The 25,759-nt window shown below is 62.4% G+C and carries 18 protein-coding genes and 2 pseudogenes; 18 read left to right on the top strand and 2 right to left on the bottom strand.

The genetic code is table 11. From position 1 onward, the window contains the following. Positions 1-55: 55 nt before the first annotated feature. The gene (locus CCX87_RS02755) at positions 56-886 is read right to left on the bottom strand and encodes a TatD family hydrolase (protein WP_087743527.1); all 831 of its coding nucleotides are present in this window, start codon (positions 884-886) and stop codon (positions 56-58) included. Between the two features lie 233 nt (positions 887-1,119). On the opposite strand from CCX87_RS02755, the gene CCX87_RS02750 reads away from it, so the two are divergent. The 4 genes from CCX87_RS02750 to CCX87_RS02735 are packed head-to-tail and all read left to right on the top strand — an operon-like array spanning position 1,120 to position 5,175. Continuing rightward, complete coding sequence (locus tag CCX87_RS02750) at positions 1,120-2,040, top strand: S1C family serine protease (RefSeq protein WP_087743526.1); 921 nt, start codon at positions 1,120-1,122, stop codon at positions 2,038-2,040. A gap of 26 nt (positions 2,041-2,066) precedes the next feature. Beyond that, positions 2,067-3,107: an AAA family ATPase gene (locus CCX87_RS02745; RefSeq protein WP_087743524.1), complete on the top strand. Its 1,041-nt coding sequence runs from the start codon at positions 2,067-2,069 to the stop codon at positions 3,105-3,107. Next, a complete protein-coding gene (locus tag CCX87_RS02740) occupies positions 3,088-4,104 on the top strand; it encodes a DUF58 domain-containing protein (protein ID WP_087743521.1) in 1,017 nt (338 codons plus the stop codon). The genes CCX87_RS02745 and CCX87_RS02740 overlap by 20 nt, the downstream gene beginning before the upstream one ends. A 27-nt stretch (positions 4,105-4,131) precedes the next feature. After that, complete coding sequence (locus CCX87_RS02735) at positions 4,132-5,175, top strand: VWA domain-containing protein (protein WP_087743519.1); 1,044 nt, start codon at positions 4,132-4,134, stop codon at positions 5,173-5,175. Positions 5,176-5,257: 82 nt separating this feature from the next. On the opposite strand, the gene CCX87_RS02730 is transcribed toward CCX87_RS02735, so the two are convergent. Further along, positions 5,258-6,115, bottom strand: coding sequence for a creatininase family protein (locus CCX87_RS02730; protein WP_087748142.1), 858 nt, complete (start codon positions 6,113-6,115; stop codon positions 5,258-5,260). A gap of 115 nt (positions 6,116-6,230) precedes the next feature. Between CCX87_RS02730 and CCX87_RS02725 the strand changes: the two genes are divergently transcribed. From CCX87_RS02725 to CCX87_RS02695, 14 genes and pseudogenes are all read left to right on the top strand, one after another. Further along, entirely contained in the window at positions 6,231-10,043 is a 3,813-nt protein-coding gene (locus CCX87_RS02725; protein ID WP_087748141.1) for a DUF748 domain-containing protein, read from the top strand. A gap of 113 nt (positions 10,044-10,156) precedes the next feature. Beyond that, complete coding sequence (locus CCX87_RS02720) at positions 10,157-12,400, top strand: protein-disulfide reductase DsbD family protein (RefSeq protein ID WP_087743518.1); 2,244 nt, start codon at positions 10,157-10,159, stop codon at positions 12,398-12,400. Between the two features lie 67 nt (positions 12,401-12,467). Next, positions 12,468-12,983, top strand: coding sequence for a CoA-binding protein (locus CCX87_RS02715; RefSeq protein ID WP_087743516.1), 516 nt, complete (start codon positions 12,468-12,470; stop codon positions 12,981-12,983). A gap of 54 nt (positions 12,984-13,037) precedes the next feature. After that, positions 13,038-13,811, top strand: a pseudogene (locus CCX87_RS02710) (PLP-dependent transferase); the annotation flags it as partial. A gap of 214 nt (positions 13,812-14,025) precedes the next feature. After that, positions 14,026-14,226, top strand: a pseudogene (locus CCX87_RS21225) (IS5/IS1182 family transposase); the annotation flags it as partial. 685 nt (positions 14,227-14,911) lie between these two features. Beyond that, positions 14,912-16,249, top strand: a complete 1,338-nt coding sequence (locus CCX87_RS20660) for a site-specific integrase (protein WP_143218440.1) — start codon at positions 14,912-14,914, stop codon at positions 16,247-16,249. Positions 16,250-16,266: 17 nt separating this feature from the next. Continuing rightward, positions 16,267-17,337 (top strand): hypothetical protein, encoded by a 1,071-nt coding sequence (locus CCX87_RS20655; RefSeq protein WP_157667099.1) that lies wholly within the window; start codon positions 16,267-16,269, stop codon positions 17,335-17,337. An 83-nt stretch (positions 17,338-17,420) separates the two neighbouring features. Next, positions 17,421-19,061 (top strand): IS21 family transposase, encoded by a 1,641-nt coding sequence (gene istA / locus CCX87_RS02705; RefSeq protein ID WP_087743140.1) that lies wholly within the window; start codon positions 17,421-17,423, stop codon positions 19,059-19,061. Then, positions 19,058-19,822, top strand: a complete 765-nt coding sequence (istB, locus tag CCX87_RS02700) for an IS21-like element helper ATPase IstB (protein ID WP_060983853.1) — start codon at positions 19,058-19,060, stop codon at positions 19,820-19,822. The genes istA and istB overlap by 4 nt, the downstream gene beginning before the upstream one ends. A gap of 39 nt (positions 19,823-19,861) precedes the next feature. Beyond that, positions 19,862-20,905, top strand: coding sequence for a hypothetical protein (locus tag CCX87_RS20650; protein WP_157667098.1), 1,044 nt, complete (start codon positions 19,862-19,864; stop codon positions 20,903-20,905). A gap of 61 nt (positions 20,906-20,966) precedes the next feature. Then, positions 20,967-22,223 (top strand): hypothetical protein, encoded by a 1,257-nt coding sequence (locus CCX87_RS20645; RefSeq protein WP_143218444.1) that lies wholly within the window; start codon positions 20,967-20,969, stop codon positions 22,221-22,223. Further along, the gene (locus CCX87_RS20640; RefSeq protein WP_157667097.1) at positions 22,163-23,233 is read left to right on the top strand and encodes a hypothetical protein; all 1,071 of its coding nucleotides are present in this window, start codon (positions 22,163-22,165) and stop codon (positions 23,231-23,233) included. The genes CCX87_RS20645 and CCX87_RS20640 overlap by 61 nt, the downstream gene beginning before the upstream one ends. Further along, entirely contained in the window at positions 23,230-23,784 is a 555-nt protein-coding gene (locus CCX87_RS20635; protein ID WP_143218446.1) for a hypothetical protein, read from the top strand. The genes CCX87_RS20640 and CCX87_RS20635 overlap by 4 nt, the downstream gene beginning before the upstream one ends. Before the next feature lie 397 nt (positions 23,785-24,181). Then, complete coding sequence (locus tag CCX87_RS02695; protein WP_087743513.1) at positions 24,182-25,720, top strand: IS3 family transposase; 1,539 nt, start codon at positions 24,182-24,184, stop codon at positions 25,718-25,720. Positions 25,721-25,759 lie beyond the last annotated feature (39 nt).

The raw sequence follows: 25,759 nt of genomic DNA, 5'->3' as shown, positions 1-25,759 counted from the left end.
ATCAAATAAATAGCTACCAGCGCTTATCTGGAAAGCGCCAGCGGCCAAAAACACCTCAAACTTCCTGCACCCGCCCGGCCAGCCGCGGCAGCGCCGCGCAGGCATTGGCGGTGGTGCCGCGCGCCAGTGCCGCCAACGGCAGGCCGCGCAGGCCCGCCACCACCGCGGCGATGCGCGGCAGCTCGGCCGGGGCGTTGCGCCCCTGCGGCTGCCCGGCAGCGCGCTGCGCCGCAGTGGCGTAAAGCCAGTGCGGCGGGATATCGGGCGCGTCGGTTTCCAGCACCAGGGCCGACTCGGGCAGCGCGGCCGCCAGCCGGCGCAACTGCAGCGCCCGGTCATAAGTCACCGCGCCGCCAAACCCCAGCTTGAAGCCGAGCGCGATGAACGCCTGGGCCTGCTGCAGGCTGCCATTGAAGGCGTGGGCGATGCCGCCAGGCACGGCTGTGTCGCGCAGGCCCTTGAGCAGCTTGTCGGCCGAGCGGCGCACATGCAGGATCACCGGCAGATCGAAGCGGCGCGCCAGCTGCAGCTGCGCGCGGTAGAACTGCTCCTGCCGCGCGGGGTCAAGGCCATCGGCAAAAAAATCCAGCCCGATTTCGCCGATGGCCACCAGGCGCGGGTCGTGGCGGTGCTGCTCCAGCGCCTGGGCCAGCAGCGCCAGGTCGGCATCGGCCGCCCGCGCGGTGTACAGCGGGTGAATGCCCAGGGCGTAGCTGTCGCCATGGCGGTGCGCCAGCTGGCGCACGGCGTCCCAGTTGGCGCGCTCCACCGCCGGAATCACGCAATGCGCCACGCCCGCGGCAGCGGCCTGCTGGCGCACGGCGTCGCGGTCGGCGGCGAACTCGGCGGCGTCCAGGTGGCAATGCGTGTCGATAAAAAAAGGCATGCCGCCATGATGCCGCACCCGCGCCCGCCCCACAGCGGCCGGCGCGCCCAGCGCGCCATGGCAGACAGCGGGTGCACAAATGAGCGATCCGTGCTACTGTCAAAACCGTGCGCCACGCCCTGGCGCGACATGCCTTTTCCTCACCCCCGCGCGCCAGCACCGGCGCGGCGCCCGCAGCCCCATGCGCATGCGCGCCGGGACAGGAAATGGCCATGGAACCAGAAGGTGACAGGATGCCCCGGCCCGCCCTCTACAGCAGTTCCCGCCCCACCCGGCGCCCGGCAGAACCGGCGGCCGAATCCGCAAGCACGCCGGAGCCGTCGCCATCGCTGGCGCAAGCTTCCGCACCATCCACAGCCACCACCGCCCAGCGCAACCGCCTGCGCGCCCTGTGGGCGGCCGTGGTGGTGCTCACCGCGCTGCTGCTGGCCAGCCTGTGGCTGCACCCGGGCGCGGCGCCGCGCCGCATCACGCAGGACGACATCGACGCCGCCGTGCTGCGCACCCTGGAAACCACCACCTTGCCATCGCCCGCCGCAGCAGCGGTGGAGGCCGTGGCGCCGTCGGTGGTGCGCGTGGTGGGCTACATGCGCAGCAAGAACGGCAAGGCCGAGATCGAGCGCGGTGTGGGCACCGGCGTGGTGATTGTGGATTCGGGAATCATCCTCACCAACCTGCATGTGGTGCAGGGCGCCAGCCGCATCACCATCACCTTCCACGACGGGCTGGAGACCACCGCCAGCGTCACCGGCGCCCAGCCCGAAAACGACCTGGCCGTGCTGCAGGCCCACAAGGTGCCCGACGACCTGGCCGCCGCGACCCTGCGCTCCACGCAAGACCTGCGGGCGGGAGACCAGGTGGTGGCCATCGGGTTTCCCTTCGGCATCGGGCCGTCGGTGTCGGCGGGCGTGGTGTCGGGCCTGGACCGGGAATTCGAATCGCCCGAAGGCAATCGACCGCTGACCAACCTGATCCAGTTCGACGCGGCAGCCAACCCCGGCAACTCGGGCGGCCCGCTGGTCACCATGGACGGCGAGGTGGTGGGTATCGTCACCGCCATCCTCAACCCCACCGAGGCCCGCACCTTCATCGGCATCGGCTTTGCCGTGCCCATTGAAAACGCCGCTGCAGCCGTGGGCATGCCGCCGTTTTAGTTTCCACCCGTTTCTGCAAGGACGCCATGACACCCACCGCAACACCCCCTGCTGCCGCATCCACCGCCACGCTGATGGAGCAGGTGCTCTACGAGGTCAAGCGCGTCGTGGTCGGGCAAGACCGCTTTCTCGAACGCGTGATGGTCGCCATGCTGGCCCAGGGCCATCTGCTGGTCGAAGGCGTGCCCGGCCTGGCCAAGACGCTTACCGTCAAGACGCTGGCCAGCACCATCCAGGGCAGCTTCAAGCGCATCCAGTTCACGCCCGATCTGGTGCCCGCCGACCTGGTGGGCACGCGCATGTACAACCAGAAGACGGGCGAGTTCAGCACATCGCTGGGCCCGGTGTTCACCCACCTGCTGCTGGCTGACGAAATCAACCGCGCCCCCGCCAAGGTGCAAAGCGCCCTGCTGGAGGTGATGCAGGAGCGCCAGGTCACGATTGCCGGCGAGACCCACAAGGTGCCCGAGCCCTTTCTGGTGATGGCCACGCAAAACCCCATCGAGACCGAAGGCACCTACGCCCTGCCCGAAGCGCAGGTGGACCGCTTCATGATGAAGGTGCTGCTCGACTACCCCACCGAGGAAGAAGAGTTCGTGATTGCCCAGCGCGCGCTCGATGCGCCCGTGCAGGTGCTGCCCGTGGCCACCACGGCGCAGCTGTCGGCCCTGCAGGCCGAGTGCCGCAGCGTGTATGTGGACCCGTCGCTGCTGCAATATGCGGTGCAGCTGGTGGCGGCCACGCGGGCGCCCGCACAGCACGGCATCAGCGACATTGCGCAGTTCATTGCCTGCGGCGCCAGCCCGCGCGCCACCATCTGCCTGGCCGAAGGCGCGCAGGCCCTGGCCATGCTGCGCGGACGCGCCTACGTGCTGCCCGAAGACATGACCGACCTGGCAGCTGACGTGCTGCGCCACCGGCTGTCGCTGTCGTACGAGGCGCTGTCGGACGGGCTGGATGCCGATGCGCTGATTGCCCGCATCATGGCCAGGATACCGGCGCCTGCACGGCCATTGCAGCACCTGCAAAACGGCTCGGGCCCTCACCATGAGCAAAAAGCCGCCTGAACCCGCCACCGGGCAACCCCTGCCCAGCGTGCCTGGCCAGGCCGACCGCCTGCTGCGGCACCTGGAGTGGCATGTCATCCGGCGGCTCGACGGCCTGCTGCAGGGCGACTACCGCACCCTGGTGCGCGGCAGCGGGCTGGATCTGGCCGACCTGCGCGAGTACCAGCCCCACGACGATGTGCGCCACATCGACTGGAACGTCACGGCCCGCCTGAACACGCCCCATGTGCGCGTGTTCACCGAAGACCGCGAAATGTCGGCCTGGTTTCTGCTGGACCTGAGCCCCTCCATCCACTTTGGCCCGCAGGGCCACGCCAAGCGCGACATCCTCACCGGCTTTGTGGCCGTGCTGGCGCGCCTGCTCACCCGCCACGGCAACCGCGTGGGCGCCCTGCTGTATGGCACTGGCCGCGGCGGCGTGCGCGGGGTGGATGCCGTGCTGCCCCCGCGCAGCAGCCGCACGCAGGTATTGCAGCTCATGCACCAGTTGCTGCAGCCCGCCACCGGCCAGCCTGCAGGCGGCACGCAGCTGGGCTTGCTGCTGCAGGCAGGGCTGGGCGGCATTCGCCGGCGCTCGACGGTGTTCGTGGTGTCGGACTTCATCAGCGCGCCCGGCTGGGAAAAGCCGCTGGCCCAGCTGGCGCTGCGCCACGACGTGGTGGCCGTGCGCCTGTTCGACCCGCTCGAACTCGAACTGCCCGACCTGGGCCTGGTGCTATTGCGCGACGCCGAAACCGGCGAACAACTGCAGGTCGACACGCACGACAAGGCCTTCCGCCAGCGCTTTGCCCGCCTGGCCGCCGAGCGCGAGGCCACCCTGCGCACCGGCCTGGCCGCGGCGGGCGCCGACACGCTGGAGCTGCGCACCGATGACGACCTGATCGACGCCCTGCTGCGCTTCATGGACCTGCGCCAGCGCCGCGCCGGCCCGCGGCTGCGCGCTTTCAAACCCAGCCCCCGCGCCATCACCGTGCCGGCCGGGCAAGCCGCTGCCTGACATCGACAAACCCAAGGACACCCGACCATGGTTTTTCTCTGGCCCACCCTGCTCTGGCTGCTGCTGGCGGTGCCGCTGCTGGTGGCGCTGTATGCCTGGCTGCTGCACCGGCGCAAGCAGCAGGCGCTGAACTACCCCAGCCTCGGGCTGGTGCGCGCGGCGCTCGGCCCCGGCCAGCGCCTGCGCCGCCATATCCCGCCCGCGCTCTTTCTGCTGGCGCTGGTGGCCCTGCTGCTGGCGGCGGCGCGCCCGCTGGCCGTCATCACGCTGCCCTCGGAGCAGCAGACCATCATGCTGGCCATGGATGTATCGGGCAGCATGCGCGCCGCCGACGTGGAGCCCGACCGCATCACCGCCGCGCAAAACGCCGCCAAGGCCTTCATCGCCGAGCTGCCGCGCCATGTGCGCGTGGGCATCGTGGCGTTTGCGGGCAGCGCGCAGCTGGCGCAACTGCCCACCCAGAGCCATGAAGACCTCGTCAAGGCGATCGACAGCTTTCAGCTGCAGCGCGGCACGGCCACGGGCAACGGCATCATGCTGGCGCTGGCCACGCTGTTCCCCGATGCGGGCATCGACATCGCGGCCCTGGGCGGGCGCCAGGCCATGCGCGCGCGCTCGCTCGACGAGGTCACCAAGCAGGATCCGGTCAAGACCTTCACGCCGGTGGCCCCCGGCTCCTACAACTCGGCCGCCATCATCATGCTGACCGACGGCCAGCGCACCACCGGCGTCGATCCACTCGAAGCCGCCCAGTGGGCCGCCGACCGGGGCGTGCGCGTGTACACCGTGGGCGTGGGCACGGTGCAGGGCGAAACCATTGGTTTCGAGGGCTGGTCGATGCGCGTGCGGCTCGATGAAGAAACCCTCAAGGCCGTGGCCTTGCGCACCCAGGCCGAATATTTCCACGCCGCCACGGCCGCCGACCTGAAGAAGGTGTATGAAACGCTGAGTTCGCGCCTCACGGTGGAAAAACGCGAAACCGAAATCTCGGCCCTGCTGGCGCTGGCGGGCGCCGCGCTGGCGGTGCTGGCCGCCGGGTTGTCGGTGTGGTGGTTCGGGCGGGTAATGTAGTCAGCCACTATCAAAACAAGAGCTGCTTGCGCTGGCTGGATAAGCGCTAGAGGCCAAAAGCACCCAAAACACCCAAACCCCACTATTCGGCCAGGCCCCCAGGGCCCTCCACCAGGGTGGTCAGCGGCAAATCGTGCAGTTCCTGCAGCAGCCGCACCAGTTGCTGCGCGGCGGCGTCCACCACCGCGCGGCCCTTGTCGGCCGTGGCGGCGGCTGCATTGCCCACCGCGCCAGCGACGTGGTAGTCCTGCATCTGCCAGCCCAGCTTGGCGCTTTTGCCGTTGCCCAGGATGGCGTAGCGCTCGGCGCGGTCCTGCGAGGTGGAGCGGAAATCGCGCGCGTGCTCCATGTGCACCGTGGCGGGCGCCAGGTGCAGCATCATCGAGGTCTCGATCTCGCCCGCATGGATGCCAAAGCGGTGCTCCTCGGCGCTGAACTGGCCGGCCACCGCATCGGGCAGCGGCAGGCTGAACCAGCTGGCGCTGTACACCAGCAGACCGCAGCGCGTGCGCAATTCGCGCGCCACGATGTCCATCACGCTGACCTGGCCGCCATGGCCGTTGAACAGCAACAGCTTTTTCACCCCGGCGCGCGCCACGCATTCGCCAATCTCGGTCCACAGCGCGATCACCGTGGCCGGCGACAGCGTGAGCGTGCCCGGAAAACGGATGTGCTCAGGGCTCAGGCCCACCACCTGCGGCGGCAGGAACAGCGCGGGCAGCGCAGCCGGCAGCAGCGGCAGGGCGGCGTCGATCACGCCCTGCAGCAGCGTGGCGTCCACCGACAGCGGCAGGTGCGGCCCATGCTGCTCGATGGCCGCCACGGGCAGCACGGCCACCGTCTGCCGGGCCTGGCCGCTGGCAAGCAGCCGGGTGAAATCGCGGGTGGAAAGGTCGGCCCAGAGGCGCGACGGCAGGGGTGGGGTGGCAGCGGCGGTCATGCCTGCCATGGTAGTGGAGCAGCGGCACGCGCGGATAATCCGGCCTGTGCAAAGCCCGCGCCGCCGGTCCGACGGGCTTTGCGCCCCCTTTCGCTCCACATTGCCCGACAGCCCCATGCCCCAGCCCCTTGCCCTCACGTCGCTCGCCACATTACGCCACCACCGTTGGGTTCGCCGGGGCCTGTGGGCCTTGCTGGCGCTGTTGCTGCTGTGGCTGCTGAGCTGGCTGTCGGTGCCGGCGCTGGTCAAGGGCCCGCTGGAGCGCATCGCCAGCGAACAGCTGGGCCGCCCCGTCACCGTGGGGGCCATCGAGTTCAAGCCCTGGACGCTGGAAGTCACCCTGCGCGACATCGCCATCGGCGGCGCCCAGGGCGGCCCGCCGCAGCTGAGCATTGCGCGCATCTATGCCGATGCCGAGCTGCAGTCACTGCTGCGCCTGGCGCCGGTGGTGGACGCCCTCGCGATCGACGCGCCCCATCTGCGGCTTACGCACCTGGCCGACGGCCACTACGACGTGGACGACATCCTGGCCCGGCTCACCGCCCCCACCGACAAACCCGCCAGCGGCCCCGCCCGGCTGGCGCTGCACAACCTCACGCTGACCGGCGGCGCCATCGACTTTGACGACCGCACGGTGGACAAAACCCACGCCGTGCGCCAGCTGGCCCTCAAAGTGCCCTTCATCAGCACCCTGCCCGCACAGCGCGAGATCCAGGTCGAGCCGCACCTGTCTTTCGAAGTGGACGGCAGCCGGTTTGACTCGTCGGCGCAGGCCACGCCGTTTACCCAAACCGGCAAGGGCGACGCCACGGTGAAGTGGGAGGGGCTGGATCTGGCACCCTATTTGCCCTACCTGCCCGCCAGCCTGCCGGTGCGCGTGCAGGGCGCCGTCCTCGACCTGGACCTGAAGGTGGCGTTCGAGCAGGCACCCCGCCTGGCCGTGACGCTGTCGGGCCAGGTGCAGACGCGCAAGGTGCAGATCACCGATCGCCACCAGCAACCCCTGCTGTCCTACGAGCGCCTCACGGTGGACATGGCCGATGTGCGACCGCTCGACCAGGTGGTGCGCCTGGCCCGCGTGGAGCTGGCATCGCCCATCGTGACGGCCACGCGCAATGCCAAAGGCGAGATCAACCTCGCACAACTGGCCGCACCGGCGGCATCCCCCACCGCCAAACCCACACCGCCTGCCGCACCAGCCGCCCAGCCCCCCGCCAGCAGCGCAACTCCACCCGCCGCCCCCCCCGGCTGGACCGTGGCCGTGGCGCAGGCCGCCGTGCGCCACGGCCAGCTGCGCTGGACCGACCAGAGCACCCGGCCCGCCGCCGCGCTGCAGGCCACCGACTTCACGCTGGATGTGGCCGATGTGGCGTTTCCGTTCAAGGCGCCGCTCACCTTCACGGGCGCGCTGGGCGTGCAAAGCAGCACGCAGAGCCTGCGGGGCAGCACGCAAAGCCCGCAGGGCAACACCCTGGCCTTCAAGGGCCAGGCCACCGACCGCGCCGCCGAGGTGAACCTGTCGGCCCAGGCCCTGCCCCTGCAACTGGCCGCGCCCTACCTGGCGCAGACGCTGGAGCCCGCGCTGACCGGCCAGGTCAGCGGCGAGATGGCCGTGCAGTGGCAAGCCCCCGCTGGCGACGCCGCCAAGGCAGGCGCCACGGGTATCACCCTCTCCGCAGGCCCCCTGGCGCTGGAGCAACTGGCGCTGCAACAGGGCAAGACCGCGCTGGCCAGCGTGGGCAAGCTGGGCCTGGACGGCCTGAAGCTGAATCTGGACACCCGCACCGTGGACATAGCGCGCCTGAGCATCACCCAGCCCCAGGCCACGGTGGAGCGCGCCGCCGACGGCCGCTGGATGTTCGAGCGCTGGCTCAAGGCCGCACCCGCCACCACGCCTGCCACCAAGCCCGCCAGCAGCACCACGGCGGCAGCGCCCGCCTGGCGCGTGCGCCTGGGCGAGCTGAACGTGGACCAGGGCAGCGTGGCCTTTGCCGACCGCGCCCAGCCCCGCCCCGTGGCGCTGAACCTGTCGGCGCTGAGCCTGCAGGCCCGCAACCTGGCCCCGGACGGCCGCAAGCCCGAAGCGTTCCACCTGTCGGCCCAGGTGGCTGCACGCCGGGGCAACGCCGGCAAACTCGAATTCGGGGGCAACGCCGGCAAGCTGGACTACCGGGGCACGCTCACGCCCCAGCCCTTTGCCACGCAAGGCCGCCTGGAGGCCAGCCGCCTGCCCCTGCACGCCCTCGACGGCTACCTGGCAGACCGCTTCGCCATCGAACTGCTGCGCGCCGACGTGGGCTTTCGCGGCCAGGTGGCGATGTCCCAAAGCCCGCGCGGGACCACGCTGCGCCTGAACGGCGATGCCGCCATCGACGCGCTGCGCGCCAACAGCACGGCCGCCGCCACGCCCAAGACCGCCGAGCAGGTGGGCGAGGAACTGCTGGCCTGGAAGAGCCTGGGCCTGCGCGGCCTCTCCGTGGCCCTGGCGCCCAACACCGCCCCCCGCGTGGAGGTGAAGGAAACCAGCCTGGCCGACTTTTATGCGCGCATCGCCATCAACGAAAACGGCCGGATCAACCTGAGCGACATCGCCAAAAGCCCGGCCGAGGTCAACAACCAGGCGCCCACCGCCACGCCCGCGCCACCCGCCCCCGTGGCCGCTGCCCCTGATACGCCCCCCGACACGCCCGCAAACACAGCCACCGCCACCGCATCGGCCAGCGCCCCCCTGCCGCCCGACCCGCTGGCGCCGGTGGTGGTGTTCGGCCCGGTGAGCCTGGTCAACGGCAAGGTGCTGTTCTCGGACTACTTCATCAAGCCCAACTATTCGGCCGACCTGACCGAGCTGACCGGCAAGCTCAGCGCGTTCTCGTCCCAGCCGCCGGGCGGCGAGCCCGTGCTGGCCGACCTGGAACTGCGCGGCCGCGCCGAAGGCTCGGCGTCGCTGGAAATCACCGGCAAGCTCAACCCGCTGGCCAAGCCGCTGGCGCTCGATATCCAGGGCAAGGTGCGCGACCTCGAATTGCCGCCGCTCACGCCCTATTCGGTGAAATACGCGGGCCACGGCATCGAGCGCGGCAAGCTCAGCATGGATGTCTCTTACAAGGTGCTGCCCAACGGCCAGCTCACGGCCAGCAACAAGCTGGTGCTCAACCAGCTCACGTTCGGCGACCCCGTGGAGGGCGCCCCCAACAGCCTGCCGGTGAAGCTGGCCGTGGCCCTGCTGTCTGACAGCCGAGGCGTGATCGACCTCGACCTGCCCATCAGCGGCTCGCTGAACGACCCGCAATTTCGCATCGGCCCCGTCATCTTCAAGATCATCGTCAACCTGATCGGCAAGGCCATTACCGCCCCGTTCAGCCTGCTGGCCCGCGCTTTTGGCGGCGGTGACGAACTGAGCACCGTGGCCTTTGCCCCGGGCAGCGCCACCCTCACGCCCGAGGCCCGGCAGGGCCTGGACAAGGTGGCCAAGGCGCTGACCGAGCGGCCCGCGCTCAAGATCACCGTGACCGGCACGGCCAGTCTGGAGCGCGAGCGCGACGCCATCCAGCGCGAGCGCCTGCAAGAGCTGGTGCGCGCCGCCAAGCGCCGTGCAACCCCTGCCGACACCACCCCTGTGCAGGCCGCCGAATACCCGGCTCTGCTCAAGGAGGTGTACCGCCGCGCCGACATGCCCAAGCCGCGCAACCTGGTGGGCATGGCCAAGGACCTGCCCGTGCCCGAGATGGAGGCACTGCTGCTGGCCCACCTGCCCGCCGCCACCGAAGACCTGGCCACCGAGCTGGCCACGCACCGCGGCCAGGCCGTCAAGGCCTATCTGGCCGAGCAAAAGCTGCCCGACGAGCGCCTGTTCCTGGCCGCACCCAAAACCACCGGGGCGGACGACAAATGGACGCCCCAGGCCCAGCTCAACCTGGCGACACAATAGCGGTGACACATCTGGCCGCGCCACGCGCAGGGTGCCCAACGCCCGGCGTGGCCTGCCAAAGCGCACCGGAGCACCGGAACCAACCGCTGCGCAAGCGCTCACACCCTGCAACCATGTCTTATCGTCTGCTCTCGCGCCTCTTTTTCGCTCTGCTTTTAATAGCTGCTAGCGCTTCATGGACGGGCGCCAGCGCCCAATTCAACCAAAAACCGGGGGCCAGCACCAGCACCAGTGCCGGCAGCGTGGTCACCACGCCCCGTGTGCGCGCCGAACTCGTCGCGCACGCGCCCGAGGGCGTGGGCCCTGGCCAGCCGCTGTGGCTGGGCCTGCAAATCACCCACCAGCCCGAGTGGCACACCTACTGGAAAAACCCCGGCGACTCGGGCCTGCCCACCGAGCTGACCTGGACGCTGCCCGCCGGCCTGACCGCTGGCGACATCGCCTGGCCCGTGCCCCACACCATCCGCATCGGCACCCTGGCCAACCATGGCTACGAAGGCCAGGTGCTGCTGCCCGTGCCGGTGCAGGTGGGCCCCGACTTCCAGGCGCCGCTGGCAGGCAACGGCACGCTGGCTGTGCGCCTGCGCGCCACCTGGCTGGTGTGCCGCGTCGAGTGCATTCCCGAAGAAGGCGAATTTGCGCTGCAACTGCCGGTGCGTGGCTCCACCGCGCTGCACGCCGCTGCCTTCGCCCAGAGCCAGGCCGACCAGCCGCTGGCGCTGGCGGGCGACGGCCAGGGCAGCCAGGTGCGGGTACAGGGCGAGCGCCTGCAACTGACCGTGCGCGGGCTGCCCGCTGCCGCACGCGGCCAAACGCTGGCCCTGTTTTCCGAAACACCCGAGGTGCTGATCCCCGCCGCCGTGCCCGGCAAGGACTGGACGCAGGCCTGGAACGGCGATGTCTGGACCGCCGACCTGCCGCTGTCGCCCCAGCGCGGCGACACGCCCGCCAGCCTGCCGCTGGTGCTGGCACTCGACCAGCGCCCCGCAGACCAGCAAGCGCCCCACGCCTGGCGCACCGTGGCCAGCGTGAGCGGCACCTGGGCCGCCGCCCCGCGCGCCAGCGTGTCGCCCGCCCTCGCGGCGGCGCTGGCGGCCAACCAGGCCCAGTCCGCGCCTTCCGCCCCCACCAGCGCCCCGCTGGGCACGCTGCTGGCGGCGCTGGCCGGCGGGCTGCTGGGCGGCCTGCTGCTCAACCTCATGCCCTGCGTGTTTCCGGTGCTGGCCATCAAGGTGCTGGGCTTTGCGCAGCACGGCAGCAACCGGCGCGCGCAGCGCCTGGCCGGTGCCGCCTACACGGCAGGTGTGGTGCTGTCGTTTCTGGCGCTGGGCGGCCTGCTGCTGGGCCTGCGCGCGGCGGGTGAGCAGCTGGGCTGGGGGTTTCAGCTGCAGTCGCCCGCCGTGGTGGCGCTGTTGGCCGGGCTGTTCACGCTGATCGGGCTCAACCTGGCGGGTCTGTTCGAGTTTGGCCAGTTCGTGCCGGGGCGCCTGGCCACGCTGCAGGCGCGCCACCCGGTGGGCGATGCGTTTTTGTCGGGCGTGCTGGCCGTGGCCATTGCCTCGCCGTGCACGGCACCGTTCATGGGTGCCTCGCTGGGCTTTGCCGTGGACATGCCCGCCGCGCAGGCGCTGGCCGTGTTTGCCGCGCTGGGCCTGGGCATGGCCCTGCCCTACCTTGCTGCCAGCCTGGTGCCCGCCGTGGTGGGCTGGCTGCCCCGGCCCGGCCCGTGGATGGACACCTTCCGGCGCGCCATGGCGTTTCCCATGTTCGCCACGGTGGTATGGCTGGTGTGGGTGCTGGGCCAGCAAAGCGGCATCGACGGCGCGGGCGCGCTGCTGGCGCTGCTGGTGGCCGGCAGCGCGCTGGTGTGGTCGCTCACGCTGCGCGGCCGCACCCGGGTGGTGATTGCTTCTGTTTTGATAGCTGGTGGCGCTTGGCTGATCAGCGCTATCGGCCAGAATGTCACCAAACCGGTGGAGAGCGCCACCCCGATTGCCTCCGACGCCCCCGCCGCCACCAATGCCTGGCAGCCCTGGTCCGCAGACCGCGCGGCCGCGCTGATGGCCGCTGGCCAGCCGGTGTTTGTGGATTTCACCGCCGCCTGGTGCGTGACCTGCCAATACAACAAGCGCACCACGCTGGTCGACAGCAACGTGCTGGCCGATTTTGCCGACCGCAAGGTGGCCCTGCTGCGCGCCGACTGGACGCGCCGCGACCCCGCCATCACCGCCGCCCTCACCCAGCTCGGCCGCAGCGGCGTGCCGGTGTATGTGCTCTACGCCCCGGGCAAGGCGCCGGTGGTGCTGACCGAGATCCTCAGCGTGGCCGAGGTGCGGCAAGCGCTGGCGACGCTGTAGCCGCCAACGCATCCGGCCTGCGGCGCGGGGCGGGCGGGGGCAGACGCGCTTGCGTACACTGCCCCGCATGAGCCGCACCCCCGACACCATCAGCACCCTGCGCGACGTGCTGGGCCGCTGCCGCACCATTGCGGTGGTGGGCCTGTCGCCGCAGTGGCACCGCCCCAGTTTCTTTGCCGCCAAGTACATGCAGGCGCACGGCTACCGCATCGTGCCGGTGAACCCAGTGGTGGCGCAGGGCGGCGGCAGCATTCTGGGCGAGACCTGCTTCGCCAGCCTGTCCGACGCCTCGCAGGCCATCGCCCGCCAGGGCGGGCGCATCGACATGGTGGACTGCTTTCGCAAAAGCGAAGACATCCCTCCGCTGGCCGAGGAGGCCATCGCCATCGGCGCCAGCTGCCTGTGGCTGCAGCTGGGCGTGGTCAACGAGGACGCCGCCCAGCGCGCCGAGGACGCGGGCTTGCAGGCCATCCAGAACCGCTGCGTAAAAATTGAGCACGCGCGGCTGTTCGGCGGCCTGGGCTGGATGGGCGTGAACACCGGCGTGATCACCGCCAAGCGGCTGCGGCAACTCCCTTATTGATAGCTTCCAGCGCTTGACCAGAAAGCGCTGGAGGCACTTTTCATGCACAACACCATGGCCCATCACCCTTCTTCCGGCGCCGACCATGCCTACGGCTTTGGCACCCGCGCCATCCACGCGGGCGCACAGCCCGACCCCGTGACCGGCGCGCGCGCCACGCCCATCCACCAGACCACCAGCTTTGTGTTTGACGACGCCGAGCACGCCAGCAGCCTGTTCAACCTGCAGACCTTTGGGAATGTGTACAGCCGCATCAGCAACCCCACGGTGGCGGTGTTCGAGGAGCGCATCGCCAGCCTCGAAAACGGCCGCGCCGCCCTGGCCTGCGCCAGCGGCATGGCCGCGCAGATGGCGGCGCTGCTGGCCATTTTGAAAACCGGCGACCACATCGTGGCGGCGAGCACGCTGTATGGCGGCACGGTGGGGCAACTCGGCGTCGGGTTCAGCCGGCTGGGCATCGAGACCACGTTCGTGGACCCGGCCGACCCCGAAAACTTTGCCCGCGCCATGCGCCCGAACACCCGCGCGGTATATGGCGAAACCATCGGCAACCCGCTGGTCAACGTGCTGGACATCGCCGCGATTGCCGAGGTGGCGCACGCGCACGGCGTGCCGCTCATCATCGACAACACCGTGGCCAGCCCCTACCTGTGCAACCCGCTGCAGTTTGGCGCCGACATCGTGGTGCACAGCGCCACCAAGTACATCGGCGGCCATGGCACCACCATGGGCGGCGTGGTGGTGGAAGGCGGCAAGTTCCCCTGGGACAACGGCAACTTCCCCGAGATGGTCGAGCCCAGCCGGGCCTACCACGGCGTGAAGTTTTACGTTATAGCCCCGCACCTCATCCATTAGACGAGGTGCCGTTCTCGCTCCCAACTCTTGGTTGGGGCAAGTCTTTGTAGCTCCCAACGGCTGACAAGCCTGCGAGTGCTCCAATAGGATCCCTGGCATTTCGCGTGTTGGGGATTCCCTTAGCGAACTCTGCAAAACCTCCCCCGCCTGACCTTCCTCAGCGCCAAGCATCCAAGAGAATGGCGCCATGGATCAAATAGCCCCAGGTCTGGACCCTTTGTTCAAGAAGACGCGCAGGAAGTCTTCCTCGAAGAGATGAACCAGGTCGTGCCGCGGGCAGCGCTTGTGGCCCTCATTGCTCCGTTTGGCCTTGTGGAACCTGAGTGATCCGGCCATGGAAGAAGAACTGCACGAGCGGGCCCTATACCGACGCTTTGCAGGTTTGGATGGGCTACACAGCCAAAGTGGACCCGGCTAGGGTGATCAAGCGGCAGTACGGCTACGCCATGGTGCGCTACCGCGAGCACGGCGCGCCTAATGATGCTGTTTGCGCGGGGCGGTCTGTGGATGCCAGAACGCGCATCATGGAACTGCAGGGATTGGTGCGCCTGCGGGGGCCGAACTGGCGCCGGCAAGGCCCAAACGGGCCTGCAAACCCAGCGAGACGAATGCAAATGAGCCGATAGCTTGGGCATAAGGCGACTCCAAGCGCACTACCGGGCTGCGCTGGCGTGATACCCGAGGTTTTGCACGCCTTCCTTAGCCTTCTGACCGAGCGCCGAGCTGCCTTGTCGTAGAACTATTTCAGCTCGCGTCCGGTGCAATTGGGTGCGCTGGGCACCCTGGCCGAGGAAGGTTCGTCTAGGTTTGGACGTAAGCGATCAAACTCCGTTGCTCGTCTCCTCTTAGATGAACTTACTGCGCCTTCAAACTATTGAAATGCGCGCAAATCTCGATTTGCTTTAATTAGTGAAACGCAATGATTTTTATAGTTTCGCCAAACTATTGAAACGATCAGGAAAAATCTAACGGTCTATAAAATTTCTCCATTTGGTTTGTTCTTTCGAATTTTTCCCATAGAATTTCTCCATTCTTCGGCGAAGCGGAATCCGCTTACTCAACACACCCTCTCCATGGGCTTCACTGTATTTTTTGGTGCACCGGATATTACCGAACGCAAAGGGTTTGGGAAAGTTGCGCGCATCCCTTGCATTTTCGATTCAAGACCCGGTTACCATAGACTTGGGAGTCAGTATTTAATTGATCGAGGCCTTGGAGTTTGGCACCCGCACTCCAAAGTTTCCTCTTACCCTTCAGGAAGGCCAAACGAAACAACACTGAAGAATTATGCATTTTGGCTGGTAAATTTTCTTGAATGGACTGACGTACGAGGCATTGATATTGACACCTGTAAATATCATGATCATGTTCACGGTCGATATCAAAGCGAGATGCTTACAGGCACTTGGTCGAGAGACAATCGCCGACTGAGCGGACGCACCATAAATCTTAGAGTACAGCAAGCATGTGATTTCCTCACGTGGATGAGTGACAAGGGATTCCGCGCACCGTTCGAAATACCACTCTTCAACATTAAAGTTAAAGGGGCAACCGCGAATAATTCCAAGGGTCACATCCTTAGGGATGTGGCAATACGTGCGGGAAAGGTCCGACAGGACAAAAGGCACCTTCAGATGCCAACAGATAAACAGGTGAAAGATTGGCTGAATTCTATCTACGCGTCCGCGGGCCAAACAATCGGATTAATGTGCGAAACAGTCCTTTGTACAGGATTACGCCGCGAAGAAGTTTCATGTTTCCGCATTGACACTCTACCGCTCGATCCAGACGACTGGCATGTGAATCGACTGGATGCACCAATAAGTGAACAAGCAGTACGCATCAAGATTAAATTTGGCACCAAAGGTCCAAGCTACGGCGTTGATCACGAAGACAAAATAGGCCCCGCGAGGTCAATTTGGATTCCAAAGACAATTGCTGATCGAATGCATATTTATAGAGCTAAACGGCGGCTGCAAGCCCTTCGCATTTTGCTTCGACAGGGACAAACTGCTTCGGAGCAACGAGCTCTTCGTGATGCTTCAGTTCACCTGTTCTTGAACGAGTCGACTGGTTCGCGCATTACTGGCAAAAATCTCTATAGGGCATGGACCAGTGTTCCCCTACCGTTTAAGGGCTGGAGCCCTCACCTTGGGCGCGATTGGTGGGCATGCTCTGTTCTTTGGGAAGAAATTAAAAGGCACGATCACTTTCGCCAGACGAATCCTAACGTTTTGGCGTCAGTGCTTAGTTCTGCAGCCGTGGACATAATCCGATTACGTATTCAACCGCAACTCGGTCATTCACATGAAAGCACCACGCATATCTATCTAACTTGGATAAGCGACATGCTGGGCGTCGGTCTAACTACTACCCAAACCCTCTACGACCCAAATATGACCGATGACTAAAAATTATATTGTTACCCATGGGAATTCGAAACAACAACAAAAACCGCCTTAGCCCAGACGCTACAGGCAAGAACTCTCATGGCCAAGAAATTCCTGTAGCGACCACTTCGATTCAAAGCCCCCTCATTTTCTGGACCAAGGGCCACACAGATAACAGCTCAGTCCTTGTCAATTTAACTGTCTTTGGCACGGGTGAATCATCTCGCCGCGCTTCTGGGAGATGGGCAGGACCTTTTTCCGGCCGCCCTCAGCTCATCCTTGAGCTTGCTCCAATCATTGCCAGCTTCCTAGAGTACCGATCTCCAAGTCTCGTCTCTACATACATAAAATCTCTTCGAGAGTGGTGGCGAGTTTTTGATCTAGTTGAATTGAGAAGCTCAGGGTCTAAAAAATTTATAGTATCTACCGTAGCAGATATTAAGTTCATACACCGACAAACGGCCATAGATGGAGGCATGGCAACAGGCGTATTCGGTGTCTTCGTCCGCGTGGCAAATGCAAGGCTCACAGCAGACGGACTGCCTCAGCTTCATTGGATACGCCCGAGGACCGAACCGAAACCGCGTCACATACCTGCTCCATGGCAGGTCGACAAAATTCGGTTAACACTCAAGGCACGGTGGTTTAAGACTTTAGATACTTGGCAGAGGGCCGACCGGCTAACTTCTGGAGGGAATCCATCCTCTGAAGAGGAACACCGCCTAATTAAAAACTATCGTTTTTTGCAGGATGCTGCAATTGCATACGATCATCCTCGACCCAGCTTTTTCGATGGCGAAAATCCCATCAAGGCTCGTGATTTCCATTCGCAGGAGCTCAATCTAGCAGATATGCTAGCGGGTTTTTATCCGAACGCACAGTCTGTACGAGTTGCCTTCCATCTGTGCCAACTACAAAGCGGTTGGAATGCGGCGGTATTGCTTTCCTTAGATGTAAACGACGATTTAATCGAGCCGCACCCTAAAGACCCCAAGCGATACATTTTACGAGGCTTTAAACATCGTGCTAAAACACACCAGATCTCCGACCCTGATGGCCACCCAAATTCCCCCGTCTATGGCCACCTCAAACTCCCCCACCTGAACTGATCGGGGATAGGGGTTAAACGCCGGCGCCGTCGGCACCTGTTGGCAGGACATTGATCCGGTCTTCCTCGAGGGAAGGCCAAGGAGTGAATGTCTTGAAGTCCAACCAACGCGCCACCATAGAGACACTGCTGGAGCGCAATACATCGCAACGCGAGATCGCCCGCATCACGGGCATCGACCGCAAGACGGTCAGGAGCTATCACCAACGCTGGCTGGAGCAACTGCAGTCAAATTCCCCCGGGGTGGCCACCGGCTCGGCCCAGCAAATTCCCCCACCCTGGCCACCGGCTGCTGTGCCGGTGGCCACCTCCCTGTGCGAACCCTGGCGCGAGTTCATCGAAGCCCAGTTGCGTCTGAAGCGCAACGCCATGGCCATCTTCCAGGACCTGGTCGACCAGCACGGATTTACTGGTCAGTACAACTCGGTCAAACGCTTCTGTGCAAAGCTGCGCCACAAGGAGCCCGAGCAGTTCGACCGCCTGTCCTTTCTGCCTGGGGAGGAGATGCAGGTGGACTACGGCGAGGGCGCGCCCACCCGCGTGCCGGGCAGCGAGCGGTACCGCAAGCCCCGCCTGTTCGTGGCCACGCTGCGCTACTCGCGCGCCAGTTTCCGCTGCGTGGTCTGGAAGTCCAGCCAGCAAATCTGGGCCGAGTTGCACGAGCAGGCTCTGCGGTACTTCGGTGGCTGCCCGCAGTACGTGGTTCTGGACAATCTGAAGGAAGGCGTCTTCAAGCCCGACCTGTACGAGCCCGAACTCAACAAAGTCTACGCCGCCACCCTGGCGCACTATGGCGTGGTGGCCGACCCGGCGCGGGTGCGAGACCCCAACCGCAAGGGCACGGTGGAGCATGCCATTGGCCACACCCAGGCCACGGCCTTGAAGGGCCGGCGCTTTGAGTCCATCGAGGCCCAGAACGAGTTCCTGGCGCACTGGGAGAAGAGCTGGGCAGCCAAGCGCATCCACGGCACCGAGCGGCGCCAGGTGCAGGCCATGTTCGAGGAGGAGCGCAGCCACCTCAAACCTCTGCCGCTCCTGGGCATGCAGTATTTCGAGGAGGCGGTGCGCACCGTCTGCGACGACAGCTGCGTGCGGGTGGATCACAGCAGCTACGCCGCTCGCCCGGCGAACATCGGCTCCAAGATGCTGGTGCGCATCTATGCCCAGCGCATCGAGATCCGCGATCTGCAAACCGGCGCCTTGCTGCGCACCCACGCCAAAGCCGAGCGCCCCGGCACGGTGGTGCTGCCCATGGAGGAGCGGGTATTCAATCCTTCGCGCGAGACCCGTCTGATCCTGCGTCAGGCTGGCGAGATCGGTGAGCACGCCAAACGGCTGTGTGAGCTGCTCTTTGCCATCGAGGGTCGGGTGGGCCAGCGCAAGCTCTGGGGCATCGTCAGCCTGGCCAGGCGATACCCAGCGCACTGCGTCGACACCGCCTGCGCACAGGCCCTGGAGCAGGGGATTTACAGCTACAAGCGCGTGCTGGCTTTGACCGAGGCCATCTTTGCCCAGGCGCTCAACGCCATCGAGACCCAGTCCAGCGGTGCGCCCGCCGGCGGCGGGCGCACGCTGACCCAGCAGCACGAGCTCATCCGCGACGCCGATGAGTACGCCGATCTGTTCGCGCACGCTGCGGCCGTCACAGCCACGAGCACGCTCGAGTCCGCCACGGCGAACACCACCACCAACAACACCAACAACGCACCTGGAATTCAGCCATGAACATGATCGAGATCGAACGCGCGCTGCGCGAGCTGCGTCTGTCCGGCATTGCCGAGACCCTGTCCACCCGCGTGATGCAGGCCCAGGCCGCGCAGGAGCCCTTCCTGGAGACCTTTGGGGCCATGCTGCAAGACGAACTGGACCGCCGGCGCTCGCGTCTGACCGAGCGCCGCTTCAAGCGCTCGGGCCTGGATGAGCGGCCCTCGCTGGCTGACTTCGACTGGCGTTTCAACCCGAAGCTGCCGCGCAGCGCCTGCTTCGAGTTGCATACCCTGAAGTTCATCGGCGAGGGCGCCAATGCGCTGATCATCGGCAAGCCCGGTACCGGCAAGAGCCATGTGGCCAAGGCCGTGGCCTACCAGGCCACGCTGCAGGGATACGACGCGCGTTACCTGGAAGCCGACACCGAGTTTGCTCGCTACGCGTTGGCCAGCGACTCAGAGCGCACCGAGCTGCTCAAGGACTGGGTCTCACCGGACCTGATCATCCTCGATGACCTGTTCCTGGCCAGACGCATCAGCGAGCACGCAGCCGAGGTGCTGCAGGCCATCGTGCACCAGCGCTACAAGCTGCGCCGCTCCATCGTCATCACATCCAACCGCGTGGTGCAGGACTGGGGCAAATATCTGGGCGACGCCACCATGGCCACCACCATCCTGGACCGCCTCATGCACCGCTGCGCAATGCTGGAGTTCGAGGGCAAGAGCTACCGCCTCAAGGAGGCTGCCGCACGCATCGCCATCACGCCCGAGTCGTCATAATCCGACCGTCCTGCCTGGGGGAATTTGGGGTGGCCAAGGGTGGGGGAATTTGACCTGGCCATCGGGGCCGAAGGTCTTTTCAAGACTCAAGGCTCTCCTGGCGGCATCATCAGTGAACTCATTCGACGTACGGAGCCTCTTCGGAACAAACTAAAAAATGAGCTCAATTTGCTTGAGCGCAGAATAAATGAATTAGGTTTTTCTAATAAATCCCCGGAGACCCTTCATAGCCTTCGCCTTCAAACTCAGAAACTTCGTTTAGGTATTGCATCACCTTGGCTTTTTGTCACTCGTCATTCTCAATCTATTCAGTGGCTGAACGAGGCCTCGGCAATCAGCAGTGGAAAATCTGGTGGAAGCACATTTCTTGAAGAATTAGTTCAAGATATAAATCAAATGCAGCCCGAAGACATGAAAATTCACAGAATAAATGGCAGTGATTTTCGAGATGCATTCGCGGCATCCGTATACAGTGGTAGCGGCGGCCTGGTTTTGCATGTCATGAAAGCGCTTGGTCATCGGAGCCTTAAAAGTACTCAAGTATATTTGGACAACAATATTATTAACGAGCAGGCAGACAAGCTGTATAGCAAATTTAGCGACTCGCTCTGGCATGAAATTAAGATTTCAAAAAGAGTTGAACCATCAGTGCTAGCGAAATGGGCACGCGACGGGCAACCAAGCGACGATGAGCGGCTTAGGCTTAATTCGTATCGCATGCTTTTGCGGAGCCGACTTGATATCGGCTGCAAAAATCCCACCCAACCTCCAAAGACCGTTGCTCCAAATTTCACCGCTGACGGAAATACACTTTGCCCCGTTCAACGTTGCACGCTCTGTGAGCATGCGGTTGTCTTTCCAGAAAGTATTCAAGGCCTCGCAAAGCGAGTTGCGGAGCTCCGATATATAAAGAGCAGAATGTCAATTGCATTATTCCTGAATTCGTCCTTCGATGAAGAACTGAATAATACAGAGGAAATTCTTAAGTTCTACGACAGCGAAAAAGCCGATACCGAAATCGAAAAGTGGATTGATCTGATTAGCAAAAACAAGCACCGCGCTATCGAATTTGACGGCCTTTAGATAACTGGAGTAAAGCAAAATGCGATCAGCCAGTAAAAATTCATCTCCTACAAAATTAGCGATGAATTTAGAGCCTTCACTCCTGACCTCTACCTGTGACGATGCATTGAGAGCCACTGATCTCCAAAGCATCCAACATTTGGGCGTATCTGAGATTGTTGAACTGCAATCTATTCTGATGCATGGCAACACCTTCGGAATTTGGGAGACTCCGGCTCATTGGGCACCATTTATTCAAGAGGGTCTCAGAAGAATTGACTTATGGCGACGGATCCTAAGTTATATTCCAGTCGAACATAAAGCTCACTTTAGTTTGTTTTCTAATGCGGATTCCGCAAAAAGATACCAAATTAATAGGGCACAGGGGGGTTATGCATTCGCATTCCAGATACTCATCGGGGCCGTACTGTTTCTTAAAAAATATCTGGTTCTTTGCAGAATCGGGCCATCAGGACTGGGGAATCGTGGGAACGGAGCGCCCCTTGACGTTACAACCCTAATTATAATCGCCTACCAACATTTGCCGGCGTTGCTAGCTGACAGCATCACCCGCCATCTCATAGCAAGTCGAAGTTCCCAGAAATCATTGTTTTTTGGTATCGAATCTTCAAAACCCATAAAATATTTTGAAGGATATACTCCATTCAATCTTCAGACCTTTAGTTCATCTGCGCGAGGATGCCTGCTCACTGAAATTAAGCGAATGAAAAAATTTAGGGATCTCGGCTTTTGGCATGACGCGCCCCTAAGCAAGCCGCATCTGAATAAACCTACCGCTGTAGCAGGATCGGCTGAAAAGGTAGAGGCAGAAAAAATAAGTCACCCTCATTTGCCGCTGCCGGATGATTTTATAGCGCACATGGGAACGTGTAGCCTTTGGCTAACTCAAGAGCTTTCCGGAAGTATTCTTACCGCCGCCGACTTCGTTTATTCGATGTTCTCGAATCTAGAACATGAATTTTCTCAACTGAAAAAGTATCACCAGTATTTGCACCAAGTTGAAAAATTTCTACAGAACTTCAAGTGGACGGATAGTAAGGGTGTTGAAATTGGCAGTCTACCCTTCGAACTATCCCTTTCGAAATTCGGCAGTAATTCACATTTAAAGCGCAAGGAAGTCAGGGTAGATAACGTTTGGCCACCCAGAAACTTCAGCCAATTCATGGGGCTTATGAATACACTGCAGGCCGCCCATTTATTTATCATATCTATGTCAATGGCCGCCAGACGTTCGGAGCTACTGCATCTACAGAGAGATTGCCTAATTCACTCCAAAATGGCCTTTCGTATGCAATTGGCAAGACTTTCAAGCTCGTAGATGCATTCGAAGGTGAGGAGCGTGACTGGGTACTTCCAAATGCCGCCGTAAACGCAATAGAGCGGCAGAGGAAATTAGTTTGCATTGGTGAAAAAATCGGTTCACGCGACGCTCAACCCCCGAGCAAGTCCCCACTTTTTGGAAATCACCTATGGGCTCAACTGGGAACGTCGGCGTCAAGTCGCCGGACAGAGCCATTGATAGATATTAATAAAGCACTTGTAAAGTATGCAAAAGATCTTGGGTTAGAAGCTAACCCAGGAGGCCAGCGAATGCGAAGCCATCGGATCAGAAAAACTATTGCACGGCTTGTCGCTCTAGCGCTGATTGAGGCGCCGAAAATCTTAATGCAGGTTTTTGGGCACAAGTCCATCGAAATGACATTGACGTACATATTGAGCGATGAGAATCTTCGCGCAGATATTGAGGTGGTATCTCGCGAACTTCGAATAATGCGAGCAAAAGAGGCTGTCGAAGCGATGATGGAAGCTGAGGCGAAGGGAAGAGGTTCACTTCAGTTCGGCGGTTACGGAGGTCCGGCAGCTCTCGCACTACAGAGAGCTGTAAACCAAACTACTAAGCGTGCCCGCGAGTCTGGGGTAGATTGGGGCGCTTCAGATGCACTTGAATTAGCAAGCATTCTTACGCTCGGTGGGAAAGCTTGGCAATTGGTGCGCCAAGGAGTGGTTTGCACTAAATTCCCTGGTACCGAATCAGGGCCGTGCAATAAAAGTAAGGGACATCCCGAGCCTGCAAGCTGTAGCTCTTTATGCCATCATCGACTAGAGGAGGGCTTTCTTCGCGAAGATGTGGACGCAAGTATTAGCGCTGCTATTGAAGGCTATAAGTCGTCGGCTTTGTCAAAGGATTTTTTGGTGCAAGCACACTGGGCCGGGCAGATCCGGACAAATATCTCGAGATTTTCAGATCTTCATAATAAATGGATGGAAGATCCCACGGTTCGAGAGATACTACAAGGAAACTTGCAAATGAATTGGATTTCAGATTGAAAAACTTGCAGGCTGATAATCTGTCATTAAGCCAATCGCTTTCCCTGCCAGATGGGAAAGCATCGAGCTTGACAGCTCGACGATCCGGCGAAGTCAAAGATCGCGTGCGTGCCGCGTTAGCCACCATAGAAACTGAACTCGCCGAAAACCACGGAAACTATCCGCATAACAAAGGGCGTATTTCTTTTGCAGAAATAGCAAGACGGGCGAAAATTCACCCAACAACTTTTTATACAGAAAATCAGAAGGATGTTTTCAACTGGGTTAAACAATGGAGATTAGCCAATAAATCGTCTATTTCCGATGATGTTCCAATAGAACGACTAAGTCTAGCGAAGCGAGTTGCCGCTTGGGGAAAATTGTATGCTGGACTTCAACAGTCTCACAGAGACACCGAGCTTGATCTGCAACAGGCACGAGCTGAACTTGTTGATCTGCAGCAGGAACTAAATAGAGCAAATTTGGAGAAAGAACAGTTACTCCACCTACTCGACATTTCCTCTGCGAATAAAATACATCCGATACTTAGCGCGCGCACTCGCAAGCCGTAGAGAAATCACTTTTACCTCCACAATTACGTCAGCAAGCATTTGTTAGGCCGGGCAAGTTGGACTTGCGCTGGGAGGGGCCTGATGACTCCAACGATGACATTGCGAATTAGCGAAGCAAAAAATCGAATTCACCTCAGAATGAGTTAAGTTGGTCGGGCCACTGGTCGGTCGCTGTTTCCGCCACCGTCTCTTTGGCTGCATCCAGCATGGTGTTGACCGGCTCAGCATCTGGGCTCGTGCCAATGGTCTAACTCACCACATGCGATATAGGACGCAGTCTGGGGGACTGGCTTTATTCGAGCCGCAGGCGCATGAACGGTCCGCTTCTTGCAGATTTCCACGCAAACCTAACCCACCGGGGGTGCGGACGAAAACTTGGACTACCAGGAGGTAGTTCATGTATTCCTACGAAGATCGAATCCGAGCCGTTGAGCTCTACATCAAGCTGGGCAAGCGCGTCAGGCCCACCATACGGCAGCTGGGCTATCCGACGAAGAATTCTTTGAAGGGTTGGTACAACGAGTACCAATTCAAGCTCGACTTGTCCGCTGGCTACGCAGGCCGTAAACCGAAGTTCTCGCAGGCGCAGAAGACTGCAGCCATCGAGCACTACCTCACCCATGACCGGTGTATCGCGGCCACCATGAGGGCGCTGGGCTACCCCGGTCGTGGGACGCTTACCAAGTGGGTGCGTGAGGCATTCCCTGAGGCCAGGAGGGCTGTCGTTGGCAGTGTGGGCCAACGAAGGTATCCCGAGTCCTTGAAGCAAGCGGGAGTGATGGAGCTTTGCACTCGGCAGGAAAGTGCGCAGGCAGTGGCTGACAAGCTCGGCGTGTGCCGGCCAACGTTGTACAACTGGAAGAACCAGCTTCTGGGACGTGAGGCACCCGCATCCATGAAACACACCAATCAGTCCCCACGGGCTCAAGAGCGCGACGAGCTCGAGCGCGAGGTTGATGCGTTGCGCCGCGAAGTCAGGCAACTGCGCCTTGAGCAGGACCTCTTGAACAAGGCCAATGAACTGTTAAAAAAAGGCCTGGGCGTCGATCTGCAGCTCCTGTCCAACCGGGAGAAGACACTGCTGATTGACGCCCTCAAGGAGCACTATGACTTGCCAGAGCTCCTTGGACAGTTGGGTCTTGCACGTAGCTCGTACTTCTACCATCGGGCCCGCGCAGCGGTGGGTGACAAGTACCTCCAAGTGCGTCAGTCCATCACCGAGATCTTCGAGTCGAACCACCGTTGCTACGGCTACCGCAGGCTACAGGCCTCGCTGACCAGGCAGCAGGTCAACATCTCGGAGAAGGTGGTGCAGCGGCTGATGAAGCAGGAGCGCCTGGTTGTTCCAATGCACAAGAAGCGCAGATACGCCTCGTACCTGGGGGAGATCAGTCCAGCACCAGAGAACATCATCAACCGCGACTTCCAGGCTGCGGCACCCAATGAGAAGTGGCTCACGGACATCACAGAGTTCCAGATCCCCGCCGGCAAGGTTTACCTGTCGCCGATCATCGATTGCTTCGACGGCATGGTGGTGAGCTGGACCATTGGCACGAGCCCCGACGCTGAGCTGGTCAATACCATGCTGGATGCAGCCATCGAGACGGTGACGGACACCGCTGACCGGCCTGTGGTCCACTCCGACCGCGGCGGCCACTATCGCTGGCCAGGCTGGCTATCAAGAATGAGCGATGCCAACCTCATCCGCTCGATGTCCCGCAAGGCCTGTTCTCCGGACAATGCGGCTTGCGAAGGCTTCTTCGGTCGCCTCAAAAACGAACTGTTCTATCCTCGGGACTGGAAGGGCACGACCATCGAGCAGTTCATTGAAGTGGTCGACTCGTACATCCGCTGGTACAACGAGAAGCGGATCAAGATCTCCCTTGGCTCTCTCAGCCCCATCGAATACCGGGTGAGCCTTGGACTTGCGGCATAAAACCAGTCCAAGTTTTTATCCGCACCCCCACCCTGCCGG

This window comes from Acidovorax sp. T1, from assembly GCF_002176815.1.
In the GTDB taxonomy this organism is placed as follows: Bacteria; Pseudomonadota; Gammaproteobacteria; order Burkholderiales; family Burkholderiaceae_C; genus Acidovorax.
Note: the sequence above shows the minus strand (reverse complement) of the source record. Positions and strands in the feature narration are given on the sequence as shown.

Coding starts and splice junctions, on each gene's coding strand:
- CCX87_RS02755 (WP_087743527.1), bottom strand. CDS start 886: ATGCCTTTTTTTATCGACACGCATTGCCACCTGGACGCCGCCGAGTTC.
- CCX87_RS02750 (WP_087743526.1), top strand. CDS start 1,120: ATGCCCCGGCCCGCCCTCTACAGCAGTTCCCGCCCCACCCGGCGCCCG.
- CCX87_RS02745 (WP_087743524.1), top strand. CDS start 2,067: ATGACACCCACCGCAACACCCCCTGCTGCCGCATCCACCGCCACGCTG.
- CCX87_RS02740 (WP_087743521.1), top strand. CDS start 3,088: ATGAGCAAAAAGCCGCCTGAACCCGCCACCGGGCAACCCCTGCCCAGC.
- CCX87_RS02735 (WP_087743519.1), top strand. CDS start 4,132: ATGGTTTTTCTCTGGCCCACCCTGCTCTGGCTGCTGCTGGCGGTGCCG.
- CCX87_RS02730 (WP_087748142.1), bottom strand. CDS start 6,115: ATGACCGCCGCTGCCACCCCACCCCTGCCGTCGCGCCTCTGGGCCGAC.
- CCX87_RS02725 (WP_087748141.1), top strand. CDS start 6,231: ATGCCCCAGCCCCTTGCCCTCACGTCGCTCGCCACATTACGCCACCAC.
- CCX87_RS02720 (WP_087743518.1), top strand. CDS start 10,157: ATGTCTTATCGTCTGCTCTCGCGCCTCTTTTTCGCTCTGCTTTTAATA.
- CCX87_RS02715 (WP_087743516.1), top strand. CDS start 12,468: ATGAGCCGCACCCCCGACACCATCAGCACCCTGCGCGACGTGCTGGGC.
- CCX87_RS20660 (WP_143218440.1), top strand. CDS start 14,912: ATGGGCTTCACTGTATTTTTTGGTGCACCGGATATTACCGAACGCAAA.
- CCX87_RS20655 (WP_157667099.1), top strand. CDS start 16,267: ATGGGAATTCGAAACAACAACAAAAACCGCCTTAGCCCAGACGCTACA.
- istB (WP_060983853.1), top strand. CDS start 19,058: ATGAACATGATCGAGATCGAACGCGCGCTGCGCGAGCTGCGTCTGTCC.
- CCX87_RS20645 (WP_143218444.1), top strand. CDS start 20,967: ATGAATTTAGAGCCTTCACTCCTGACCTCTACCTGTGACGATGCATTG.
- CCX87_RS02695 (WP_087743513.1), top strand. CDS start 24,182: ATGTATTCCTACGAAGATCGAATCCGAGCCGTTGAGCTCTACATCAAG.